General features: G+C 69.4%; 8 protein-coding genes, 2 pseudogenes and 1 CRISPR repeat array. Of the genes and pseudogenes, 4 read left to right on the top strand and 6 right to left on the bottom strand.

Annotated features, from left to right (window positions below; translation table 11 throughout):
- Window positions 1–93: 93 nt before the first annotated feature.
- From HGB44_RS31255 to fxlM, 4 genes are all read left to right on the top strand, one after another.
- Window positions 94–3,027 (top strand): lantibiotic dehydratase, encoded by a 2,934-nt coding sequence (locus HGB44_RS31255; protein WP_267909191.1) that lies wholly within the window; start codon window positions 94–96, stop codon window positions 3,025–3,027.
- Window positions 3,024–4,277: a lanthionine synthetase C family protein gene (locus HGB44_RS31250; RefSeq protein WP_231972685.1), complete on the top strand. Its 1,254-nt coding sequence runs from the start codon at window positions 3,024–3,026 to the stop codon at window positions 4,275–4,277. The genes HGB44_RS31255 and HGB44_RS31250 overlap by 4 nt, the downstream gene beginning before the upstream one ends.
- Before the next feature lie 98 nt (window positions 4,278–4,375).
- Window positions 4,376–5,260 (top strand): thiopeptide-type bacteriocin biosynthesis protein, encoded by an 885-nt coding sequence (locus tag HGB44_RS31245; RefSeq protein ID WP_231972686.1) that lies wholly within the window; start codon window positions 4,376–4,378, stop codon window positions 5,258–5,260.
- Window positions 5,261–5,319: 59 nt separating this feature from the next.
- Entirely contained in the window at window positions 5,320–6,564 is a 1,245-nt protein-coding gene (fxlM, locus tag HGB44_RS31240) for a methyltransferase, FxLD system (RefSeq protein WP_061083698.1), read from the top strand.
- Window positions 6,565–7,047: 483 nt separating this feature from the next.
- On the opposite strand, the gene HGB44_RS31235 is transcribed toward fxlM, so the two are convergent.
- From HGB44_RS31235 to HGB44_RS31210, 6 genes and pseudogenes are all read right to left on the bottom strand, one after another.
- Window positions 7,048–7,557 (bottom strand): hypothetical protein, encoded by a 510-nt coding sequence (locus HGB44_RS31235; protein ID WP_061083699.1) that lies wholly within the window; start codon window positions 7,555–7,557, stop codon window positions 7,048–7,050.
- 107 nt (window positions 7,558–7,664) lie between these two features.
- Window positions 7,665–8,486: a CRISPR direct-repeat array (repeat unit 29 nt; unit sequence CGGTCCATCCCCGCGTGCGCGGGGCTCAC).
- Window positions 8,487–8,934: 448 nt separating this feature from the next.
- Window positions 8,935–9,741: a cytochrome c oxidase assembly protein gene (locus HGB44_RS31230; protein WP_168444229.1), complete on the bottom strand. Its 807-nt coding sequence runs from the start codon at window positions 9,739–9,741 to the stop codon at window positions 8,935–8,937.
- A 3-nt stretch (window positions 9,742–9,744) separates the two neighbouring features.
- Window positions 9,745–10,239 (bottom strand): DUF2243 domain-containing protein, encoded by a 495-nt coding sequence (locus HGB44_RS31225; protein ID WP_061083754.1) that lies wholly within the window; start codon window positions 10,237–10,239, stop codon window positions 9,745–9,747.
- 320 nt (window positions 10,240–10,559) lie between these two features.
- Window positions 10,560–10,748: pseudogene (locus tag HGB44_RS31220) on the bottom strand (polyprenyl synthetase family protein); the annotation flags it as partial.
- Window positions 10,749–10,855: 107 nt separating this feature from the next.
- Window positions 10,856–11,302, bottom strand: a complete 447-nt coding sequence (locus HGB44_RS31215) for a hypothetical protein (RefSeq protein WP_061083756.1) — start codon at window positions 11,300–11,302, stop codon at window positions 10,856–10,858.
- A gap of 43 nt (window positions 11,303–11,345) precedes the next feature.
- Window positions 11,346–11,833, bottom strand: a pseudogene (locus HGB44_RS31210) (cytochrome c biogenesis CcdA family protein); the annotation flags it as partial.

The following is an 11,833-nucleotide window of genomic DNA, read 5'->3' as shown; positions in this document are numbered from 1 at the left end:
TGCGGCGGGCGTCCACAGCCATCCGGATCGCTCGTTCGCGCAGCTCAGGCGGGTACTTCCTCGGTGCCGGCATGACTCTCATCCTTCCCAAGTTTGAGAGCCTCCATCACACCCGGAACGAGACAGAGTGCGTCCAGCCCCGGGTTGTGCGCGCGAGTCGAGGCCATCGTGTCCCAGGAGTGCGTGGACGGGCGGCGCGTCCGTAAGGCCGTGCTGTCGATGGCTGCCTACCTCGCCCGCTGGCAGCGTCCCACACCGTTCGGTCTCTTCGCGGGCACCGCCCCGGTCACTTGCGGCCCCGCCCCAGCGGTGACCTGGGGCGAGGACCATCTCCTCTTCCTCCGAGCCGACAGCGAATGGCTGTGCGAGGTCATCGCACGCCTGCACCGATGCCCCGCCCTCGTCGAGCGCCTGCGCGTGGTCGCCAACAACACCGCCCAGATCCGAGGAAACCGAGTCGTCGTCGCGGGTCAGTCCGCCGACGCTCGTGCGCGTCTGGCGGCACCGGTGGAGGTGTCAGTGCGCCGCACCCCACCCGTGGCCACCGCTTTGCAGGCCGCACGCTTCCCCGTGCCCTACCGCCGGGTCCGTGAAGAACTCTCCCGGTGCTTCGCGAACGCACCCCGGGAGAAGATCACCGCGCTGCTACAGGACCTGCTCGCCCAGCACGTTCTGTTGTCGTCCCTGTGGGCGCCGATCACCCACCCCGACGCACTGGGGTACCTGTGCGACCAGCTCACCGAGCTCGACGCCGGACACATCGGCGAGATCGCCGACCTCGTCGAAGAGCTCCACGCCATCCACGCGGACCTCACACATCCGACAGCGCACACCGCCTGGCCACAGCGTGCCCCGGTGCTGGAGCGCATGCGCGTGCTCAGCGACGCGGCACCGGTTCCCGTCATCGTCGACACCGCCCTCGACTGCCACCTGGAGCTACCCGCAGGAGTGATGGGTCCTCTGGAACAGGCTGCGGATGTGCTCACCCGCGTCTCGGCTCACCCCTTCGGTCGCCCGGAGTGGCGCGACTACCACCATCGCTTCCGTTCCCGGTACGGGCCCGGCGCGGTGGTGCCGGTGCTGGACCTGGTAGCAGACAGCGGCCTGGGCTGGCCCGCCGGATACCTGGGATCGGACCGCCGACGCCCGCCACAGCTGCTCACCGACCGGGACACCACGCTCCTGGACCTGGTCCAGCGGGGCACGGCCCTCGGGGAGGAGGAAATCGTCCTGACCGAGGAGGTGATCACCCGCTTGGGCCCCGCTGAGGGCGAACCAACGACAGCGGCGCCACGGGTGGAGATAGCGGTCCAGCTGCACGCCTCCACCATGCAGGATCTGGCCCGTGGAGCGTTCACCGCCGTGGTGACCGGCGCTCCCCGACCGGGCAGCAGCATGCTCGGCCGCTTCGCGCACCTGCTTCCCGACGATGCCCGGCAGACCCTCGCCGCTTCCTACCACTCCTCCGATCCCGAAGTGGTGGTGGCGCAGCTGTCCTTCCCCGCGCGTAAACGCCGCAACGACAACATCGTCCGTACCCCGCAGCTACTGCCCTTGGTGGTTTCGCTGGCCGAACACCAGCCGGACGGTGACACGGTGATCGCGGTGACCGACCTGGGTGTGAGCGCCGACGCGACCAGTCTGCGACTGCGACAGCTGTCCACAGGCCAGCACGTCGAACTGCGTGTGGCGCACGCCCTGGAAGCAGGCGCCCATACCCCGCCCTTGGCGCGCTTCCTGTCCGAGGTCGCCACGGCGCGCTGCGCGGCCTACGGGGCTTTCGACTTCGGCGCCGCCACACGCCTGCCTTACCTGCCCCGGGTGCGCTACGCCAACACCATCGTCTCTCCGGCCCGGTGGCTCCTGGGCTCCGACGACCTACCGGACGTCCATGCCCCGAACGAAGAATGGGAGAAGGGTCTGGAGCGATGGCGGAAGCACTGGCGGGTGCCCGAACAGGTGGCGCTGGTCGAACACGACCGACGCCTGCCCCTGGACCTGTCCCGGCCGCCGCACAGGCACCTGCTGCACCAGCGTCTGACCCAGCACGAGCGCGCGGAACTGGGCGAGACCTGGGGGCCTGAGCAGATGGGTTGGATCGGGCGCGCCCACGAACTGGTGGTGCCCCTGCACGCCCCCGCCCCAACGTCCACGACCACTGCGACCCTCGCGTCGAGACCTCCACACACCGCCCAGGCCGACGACACCCGGCTGCCCGGCGGCGATGTTGTCCTGGGACGCCTGTTCGTCCACCCCGAACGTGTCGACGAGATCCTCACCGACCACCTGCACGCGCTGACCGTTGGCCTGCCCGGCATGGTCCAGTGGTGGTTCCGGCGCCATCGCGACCTGGTACGGCCCGACACCCCCGCCTACCTGGAACTGTGCCTGCGCCTCACCGCTGAACAGGACTACGGCGGTGCGGTGGAAAACCTCCGTGCCTGGGCACAGCAGCTAAATCACATGCGCTTGCTGGCGGACCTGGAGCTGTCCACCTACCACCCACAGCACGGCCGGTACGGCCACGGAGAAGTCATGGATGCGGCCGAAACCGTGTTCAACGCCGACTCGAACGCGGCTCTCGCTCAGCTCCGCCTGTCCCACACCACGGGGTTTGACGCGCAGGCCCTGACCGCGGCCAGCATGGTCGACCTGGTCAGCGCCTTCAGCCCCTCTCCTGCCCAGGGCCTGGACTGGTTGATGAACGAGCTGACCTACACCCCGGGGCCGGTGGACCAGGACATACGCCACCATGCTCTGCAAGTCAGCGCGCCCGGAGACGACTACACGACCCTGCGACAGCTTCCCGGCGGTGAAGAGGTGGCCCAGGCCTGGCGGGAACGAGCCCAGGCGCTGGCCGACTACGGCAAGCGTCTGGCCGCCGAGCGCGAGCCGACCACGGTCCTTCGGTCCCTGCTGCATCTGCACCAGGTACGCGCGCTCGGCGTGAGTCCGGACCAGGAGGCCGTCACATTGCGCACGGCACGCGCCGTGGCGCTGGCCCACACCACCCGGAGGCCGAAGTGAACGCCCCCGTGCGCTGCCTGGACGTCTCTGCGTCTGCGGTCGTCGAGCGTCTCGCCGCACACCTGAACACCCCAACTCCAGGTGAGGAGCCGTGGCTTGGCCAGTCCCTGGGCGAAGGCGCGGCGGGGATCGCCCTGGTGCACATCGAACGCGCCCACACCGGGCAGGGCACCTGGCAGCAGGCGCATCGGTGGATTAAGGCCGCGGTCACCGAACAGGTCAGCGCCGCCGACACGACGGGCCTGTTCCTGGGCGTCACCGCCGTCGCCTTCGTCTTGGCCGCTGCCGACACCGGCACCGGCACCGGCACCGGCAAGGGTTCCAGTCGCTACACCGAGGTTCGCGTCGGCATGGACGCTCACGTGACCCGGCTCGCGCACCGGCGTGTGGAGGCGGCCACGGACCGTATCCGCCGAGGTGAGCCCACCACATTCGGGGAGTACGACACCTTCTACGGACTCAGTGGGATCGGCGCCCACCTGCTGCGCCAGAACCCAGGCGGAGACGCGATGGGGCGCGTCCTGAACTACCTGGTCGCCCTCACCCGCCCCGTGGTGGTGGACGGTCACGCACGTCCGGGGTGGTGGGTGGGTCATGATCCTCGCCGAGGACACTCGGTCCACTTCGCGGGCGGGCACGGCAACCTCGGCGCAGCGCACGGTATCACCGGGCCGCTCATGCTGCTCAGCCAGGCCCAACGGCGCGGCGTCACCGTTCCCGGACAAACCGAGGCGATCGAAACCATCCTCACCCACCTGGACCAGTGGCGTCAGGACGCGGAGCGGGGACCGTGGTGGCCCGAACACCTCACCGCACATGACCTGGCCACCGGCCGCCCGCACCAGCAGGGCCCCGCCCGTCCCTCCTGGTGCTACGGCACCCCCGGCATCGCACGCGCCGGTCAGCTCGCCGCGCTGGCCATCGACGATCAGGCCCGGCAGAGCTTCTACGAGCACGCGCTGGAAGCGTGCCTGTCCGACCCCGTCCAAATGGGGAAACTGCGCGACGGGAGCCTGTGCCACGGCTGGGCCGGGGTCTACCAGACCACTTGGCGTGCCGCCCGTGACGCCGCAACATCCGCCCTGGCCGTGCACCTGCCCGGCTTGGCCGCGTCCCTGGCTCACCATGCCGAAGGCACCACGGTGACAGGGCTACTCGAAGGACGCGCGGGCTCGGCACTGGCGCTGTCCACGGTCCCAGCGAACGCAGCACCGATCACGGGGTGGGACGCATGCCTGCTCATCGACTGAACCCGTCTCCCTTCGCTGCTGCAGACGGTGGGAGCGAACACGCGATCGCGCGCGTACTGGCAGGTGAATCACTGCACGTCGCAGCCGTGGACGCGCACATGAACCCCGCAGCGCTTCAGCACCTGGTGGAGGTGTTCGGGCGAGCCGGACGCCGTGCCCTGGCCGGCAATGCCGCCCAAGGCTGGTGGCAGGTGTACGTGGAGTTCCCCGACTGGGACAGGGCCGGGCGCACCGCGGCCCGGCACCTACTTCCGCTGCTGCGGAGTGCCCATGCCGAGGGTGTCATCACCAGCTGGTGGTTCATCCGCAAGCACCCCTGCTGGCGGCTGCGTCTACAAACCTCGCACCCGCAGACCCGAACCCGTCTCAGCGCCGAGCTGGACCAGTTGGCGAGCGCCGGCCGCCTGGCCCGATGCTGGACGGGTGAGTACGAGCCCGAGACCGCGGCGTTCGGCGGAGCTGAGGGGCTGGAGGCGGCACACCGGCTCTTCCACGCTGACAGCGACGCCATCCTCACCATGTCCGTGAACGAACACAGCCCCCTGGGGCATCGGGAGCTGTCGCTGCTGTTGTGCTCCCAGCTCCTACGGGCCGCAGGGCTGGAATGGTACGAGCAAGGTGACGTGTGGGATCACGTATGCCGAGAACGTCCCCTGCCCGCTGGGGTCACCGGGGAACGGCTCCACGGGCTGGTCGGGGATGTGCGTTCTCTCCTGTTGGCCGACACCGCACACGACGGAGCGATGTTCGGCACCGGCGGTTTCCTGGAGGGCTTCGCCGAGTGGGCGAACGCCTTCGACCGAACAGGTCGTCGGCTGGGCGCTGTGGCGCGCGGAGGCGTTCTGGAGCGGGGACTGCGCCGGGTCCTGGCTTACCAGGTCATCTTCCACTGGAACCGGCTCGGCCTCTCCACCCGTGCCCAATCCACGATGGCCTGGGCGGCGCGCGCGGCCATCCTCAACATTCCCGATCAGGACAGGTAGGTGTAGTCCTGAGCGAGCCCTCGCCTCCTGCTCATCCGCCGCCGACCACGAAAGCTCACATGACCGACACCGCGCCTACCACCGCTCCGCAGACCGCCGAGGAATTGCGCCGAGCGCTCGTGACCCGCCTGGCCGACAACGGCCGCCTGCGCTCCCCCGAGGTCATCGCCGCCTTCCGGGCCGTCGAGCGCCACCGGTTCCTGCCCGGCGTCGACCCTGAAACCGCCTACGTCGAGGACGCCGTGCCCATCAAGCACGACGAGGCGGGCACGATGATCTCCTGCATCTCCGCACCCTCGATCGTGGCCACCCAGCTGGAGCAGCTGGGCGCCGAACCCGGCCACAGGGTCTTGGAGGCCGGAGCCGCCACCGGCTACAACGCCGCACTCTTGAGCCGCCTCGTGGGTCCGCAGGGTCATGTGTGGACCATGGACATCGACCAGGACCTCGTCGACAACGCCCATGCGAACCTCGCCGCGGCCGGAGCCTCGAACGTGAGCGTGGTGCTGGCCGACGGCGCTGCTGGGCTGCCCGAGCACGCGCCCTACGACCGCATCCAGTTCACCGTCGGCGCCGGTGACATCCCGGTCAAGCTCCTGGACCAGCTCGCCCCCGGCGGACGCCTGGTCCTGCCGATGCGGATCCGCGGCAGCATCTCCCGCAGCTTCGCCTTCGAACGCGACGGCGACACCTGGAAGACCACCTCCTGCGAGATGGCCACGTTCGTGCCCCTGCGCAAGGGCGTGTGCAACGACATCTGCACCCGCGTGCCCATGGCCGGCGAAGGAAACGTACGTCTGGAGACCTTCAGCGAGCAGGACGTGGACCACGAGGCACTGCGCACTGTGCTGGACCATGAGCCGACCAAGGTCTACACCGGGGTGAAGCTCCGCGGGGATGGAAACTGGGAGTGGCTGTACCTGTACCTGGCCTGCGTGCTGCCCAACGGGCTGTCTCGCATGCCCGGCTCTCGTCCCGGCTTCACCCCGCACTTCCGCTGGGGCGCAATGGCCGCCCTGGACGGTGACAGCCTGGCCTACTTCACCATCCGCGAAGGCGAGGACGACCAGGGCAGGTTCTGGGAGATCGGGGTCATCGGCCACGGTCCGCGCGCCGCCGAACTCACCGAGCAGGTCGTCACCGAGGTCGGTGCCTGGGACTCCGGCTGGGACAACAGCGCGCCCGCCCCCACCTTCCGCATGGCCGTCGGTGAGGCCCGCACCCAGCTGATGGCTACCGACCCGCGGCTGGTCATCGACAAGCCCCACAGTCGCCTGGTCATCGACTGGCCGCGCCGGAGCTAGAACGATGACTCCCTGATCACCAGCCGTATCCCGCTGGTGCGCCGCCCCAGAGCGCCTGCGCTACCACTGGACGAGCGCATCAACCACCTCACAGGGTTTGCCGTGCGTACATGTTCCTCAGGGGCTCCAGGCGTCCTCCCGCCTGTCCATCCCCACGTACGCGGGGCTCACGAAGCCGGAATGACCCCCACGAAGGTCAACGCCTTGTCGCCGTTTACTCCGGCGTACAACCGGAGGATCGCTGAAGGTGCGAGGGTTGAGTCGCGTCCACGGGGGCCGAAGAAGGAGAAGTAACCCCGCACAGCACGAAGGCCCGGCGTGTGCCGGGCCTTCCGTGTTACCCCTCTAAGGGTTTATGAAGGTGAGCCGTCGCTCGGACAAGGCGCGCGATCGCTCAGGTTTCACTTCTCTGAGGCTCTATAAAGCGCGCCCATGGTAGGGGCTTTCGCCGCTGTGCTGCACGGGAGTGTAGGGGCGGGCCTGTCAATACATGGCGGGGGGTCCGTCCACGGTCACCACCACCGCCTCGTCGACGGCGGTGGTACGGCTGATCAGAGCCGATCCGCTGTACTCTTCCCCCGCCCCGGGTTGGGTCGTGGTCCGGGCGACGATCTCGACGTCATAGACGTCCGCTGGCGGGGCTGACAGGGTCGCGGACAGCACGCACACACGGTCGGACATCTCCCCCCGCACCTGCCCCACGGTGCCCCCGCCGTTCCCGTCGGCGACCAGGTCGCCGACGTCCACCACGGTCCCGGCCCCGTCCCGTAGGACATAGGACGGGGCGATCCACTCGCAGGTCCCGTCCTCGTGTGAGTCCATGAGTGACCCACTGTCGGTGATGGCCTCCACCCGCAACGGGATGCGCCCCTCGTCCCCGGGGGCCGCCTCGGTGACGGGGGCCTGGGTTGGCCCGGCGGGAGCGGTGGGCGTCTGCGAGCAGGCGGTCAGGCCCAGGACGAGGGCGACAAAAACGAGGGGACGAAACCGCACAGGGCCTCCAGGGCTGTGGACACGATCATGTGATGCACGTGCAAAGGGGGTGAACTGGGAGGACAACCGAAGACAGCGAAGCCGCCCGGTGCGAGAACACCAGACGGCGGTCCATCCCCGCGTGCGCGGGGCTCACCCTGCGGCGCTGCGCCCCAGCGTGGATGCGGGCGGTCCATCCCCGCGTGCGCGGGGCTCACCACACCACGGTGCACCGCGGGTCGGGCTCCGTCGGTCCATCCCCGCGTGCGCGGGGCTCACACCGTAGGTCTGCTGGACGTCGGTGACCGCGGCGGTCCATCCCCGCGTGCGAGGGGCTCACGATTGCACGCTGACACCGACGATTTCCGGTCGCGGTCCATCCCCGCGTGCGCGGGGCTCACTTCGGGCGCCGACGGTTCCTCCTCGTCGGCGCCGGTCCATCCCCGCGTGCGCGGGGCTCACGGGTCAGACGGCAGCGGCCGTGCGCACGATCTCGGTCCATCCCCGCGTGCGCGGGGCTCACGGTGATGCGCGCGAAGCCTGAGTCGATCATGCCGGTCCATCCCCGCGTGCGCGGGGCTCACGATGACGGTCTGTCCGGGCGGCAGGCGGAGGTCGGTCCATCCCCGCGTGCGCGGGGCTCACCCGGCGCCGGGCCGGGGGTGCGGCGGCATGAGCGGTCCATCCCCGCGTGCGCGGGGCTCACAGAACAAGCGGAATTGTGGATCAATACCGCACAGGTCCATCCCCGCGTGCGCGGGGCTCACGCGGTGAGCTGCTCGCGGAGTTTGGCCAGACCCGGTCCATCCCCGCGTGCGCGGGGCTCACGGTCGGGCCGGTGGCCGCGCGCCCGAGGCGGCCGGTCCATCCCCGCGTGCGCGGGGCTCACCCGGGGCTCATCCAAGACCGACCCGACGAGTGCGGTCCATCCCCGCGTGCGCGGGGCTCACCGGATCATTCTATGATCCGACCTACGGCCAGTCGGTCCATCCCCGCGTGTGTCCAGCGTCATTGGACTTGATCTGAGAGAGGTCTTTGACCAGCAGCGGATCGTCTATCCCGGCGCGGCCATGATGAGAGTCCGCCAACCGATCCGCTCTTTTTCACCGCCTGGCCCGAACCTGACTCGTTCACAGGAGCCGCTTCTACTCGCGGGAGCCAGCCCGATCAAAGGGCCCTTGCGCAACGAGACATTGCGCAAGGCCCTGGGCGTTCTCCCCTTGTCTTGGCCGGGGCCCACCGCCTAAGCCCTGGCGGGCGACCGTTCTCCGCCTTGCCGGGGTCCGCACTTACGGCGTTCCCAGGTCGGCGCGGATCTGCGGAAGCACCCTGGTGCCGAGCAGGAAGCCGCGCCGCTGGGGCATGCCGCTCACATTCGACTGCAGGATATTGTGAGCCCTACACGGACTCGAACCTGGAGGCGTTCGAGGCCTTCCTGCGTGGCAGGATCCAGGGGCGGCACACCAGGAAGATCAGCGCGATCTCCACCGGCGCACCCGCGTAGTACATCAGCTCGGCCCCCGCGCGCGCCTGTTCGGCGGGGACCCCCTCGGGCGGGGCGGTATAGAGGGTTTTGGCGAGGATGTTGTGCGCGGCGATCGCCAGGACCAACGCCGCTGCCCGCCACGGCGGGGAGGGCCGGTGCGGCGCCGGGTCGGGTCCGCCCAGGACGGCGAAGGTGAACAGGTATCCGGCGGCCAACACGTGCGCGTGGACCAGAGCGTGCACCCACGGGTCGGTGTGCATCGCGGTGTACAGACCGGTTCGGTAGAGCACCCACAGTCCGCCGATGTTGAGCACCCCCGCCACGAACGGATTCGTCAGCACCGCCAGTGGAAGCGAGGGCAGCAGCCGGGCGAGGGGGCGGGCCTTGCGCACCGGCAGAGTCCGCAGGGCCAGGGTGACCGGGGCCGCCAACACCAGCAGGAGCGGCCCCAGCATCCCCAACAGGACGTGTCCGGCCATGTGGACGGCGAAGTCGTGGTGGGCCCGTTCGGCCATGGGGCCGACCAGGGCCACGCCCACGCACAGCAGGCCTGCCGCCCAGGACACGGTGCGGGCGATGGGCCAGGAGGTGCCGCGCCTGTGCAGGATCGCCACCGCCACCGCGTAGGCCGCCAGGGCGGTCACCAACAGCAGCGCTGTCGCCGATTCCCCCGGGCTGAGCCAGGCGGCCTCGGGGGCGTGGTGTTCGTGGTGGTCCATGGGTCAGGCCGTGGCCCCGGTGGGTTCGGTGGACCGGCGCGCGCGTCGCGCGGTGACGGTCCACAGCACGATTCCAGCGACGAGAAGGGCGGCGGCGATGACGTTCCACGTCACGTCGTAGGGCACCAGGTTCACGCCGTAGCGAATCTGGTGCAGGCCCATCACCTTGTGCTGGACCAATCCGTCGTAGAGCTGGAAGAACCCCGCCCCGGTCAGCCACCCGGCGGTGAAGACCAGACCCCGAAAGGTGTGCGCGCGGCGCAGCGCGGCGACCATCAACAGCGAGGCGACGGTGGCGAACCAGCTGAAGGCGTGGAAGAGCCCGTCCGAGACCAGTCCCACGTCGCTGGTGGACAGGTCGTAGAAGTGGTGCCAGTGCAGGAGCTGGTGGAAGACCACCTCGTCGAGGAAGGCGACGGTGCCCAGTCCGAGCAGGAGACCCGCGATCAGGTTGCGGCCATGGTGTGAGCGCGGCTCTCCTCGCGTGGGTGTGGACATCAGTTCCCCTTCGGAAGCTGGGCCGGTCTCGTGTGGAGCCGTCGTACACGACTACCCGAGGCCTAAGGGCGAAACACACAGGCCCGCCGGTGCTTCCACTGATCAGGTTCAATCCAGCCAGAGCCTTGACGCAGACCTGGAGATGCCCCGGCGCCGACCCCGACAAACGGGCCTGTCAGATCACCACCCGCCTGGACTCGGTGAGCCCCAACGACATCGGCGTGGCCTGCAAGGACGCCCCGGACGAGGCCTTGGCCCATATCCTCACCGGCGCCCGCACCGCCCGGGGAGCTGCTCAACGCCATCGAGCTGGAGCCGCCGCCCACCAGGGTCGCGCCCAGGCCCAGTGGACGCTCCACCGTGTACTTGGCGGGCTTGTAACGCAGCGCGGCCTCGCGGGTAGCGGTGCCCCGCGCCTGCTCCAGGGTGTCCAGGTACTGCCCGGCCATGACTTCGGTGCGCATCGCGTCGAAGGGGCGCCACTCCCGGCTCAGCACCTCCGTCGGGAACAGACCAGAACCCTTGCCATCACTCCAGGAATGTTTCCGGCCGCATCCTTGGGTATGGGTGGTCCCGGCGCTACAGCCCTCATGCCGTACCGGTGGCACGGTGCCCCTCACCCATTCTGGGGCGATGGAAGCGGACACGCACGAGTTCGCTTCAGCCGCGTCCTGACCGCGATCGACAGCAGTACGACGCCCGCGACCGCGAGCAGCGGTTGCAGGGGTGCGAACCAGGACAGGGCGCCCGAGGTGCCCAGGGCCAACAGGACGAGTTTGTTGCATACCGGGCAGCCGATGGCGAACCACGTCAGGACGACGCCGGTGACGCTCCTGGCCTCGTCGGTCCTCGCCGGCGCGTTTCCGTTCCTGACGTAGGTGGCCGCCAGGAGACCGCACAGCACGGCGGTGACGCCCCACACGGGATAGGACCACCACGTCGGTTCGATTTCCCTGGTGAAGAGGCTGTTGGGCAACAGCACCGTCGGTACTCCTAGCAGTATCAGGGCACCCAGGAAACTGCCTGCTGCCACCAGCCACTGCCTGTGCGTCCACCGCGTCATCGCTTCGTCGTCCCTTCGTTGAAGAACCCGCAGAACAGTGCACTCACACGTCTCCGTCGGTGGTGTCGGGGTGGGTACCCCGGGAGATGACCTCAGGAATCGGTTTCTTCCCCTCGGCTCCCCTCGTCCTGCGCGCTCGGCTCCACTTCCAGGCACCCGCCACGAGCAGGGCCATCCCGGCCGCGCCGAGGACGAACACGTCGATCCCCGCCCCGCCGACGGCGAAGAGCCACTCCTGGACCCGGTAGCTCTGGTCGTCGAACGCCCCGATACCGCCGAAGAGGGACGCCGTTCCGTCATAGAGCAGGAACACGACGCCGATGGCGATGAACAACAGACCGGACAGCGTGCTCGTGGTGTGGACGCGCACGGGGCCGAGGGAGACGGTGCGTCCGCGCAGCCAACGCTTCTCCCCCAGGTCGTAGCGGTCCCACAGCAGCGCCAGCACGAACAGCGGACCCGCCATCCCCAGCGCGTAGACCGCCAGGAGCAGGGCCCCGCGCATGGGGCCGCCGGTGGCCGCGACGGTCA

Source organism: Nocardiopsis alborubida, from assembly GCF_012396365.1.
GTDB lineage: Bacteria > Actinomycetota > Actinomycetes > Streptosporangiales > Streptosporangiaceae > Nocardiopsis > Nocardiopsis alborubida.
The sequence above is the reverse complement of the archived record's forward strand: the minus strand, read 5'-3'. Positions and strand labels throughout refer to the sequence as shown.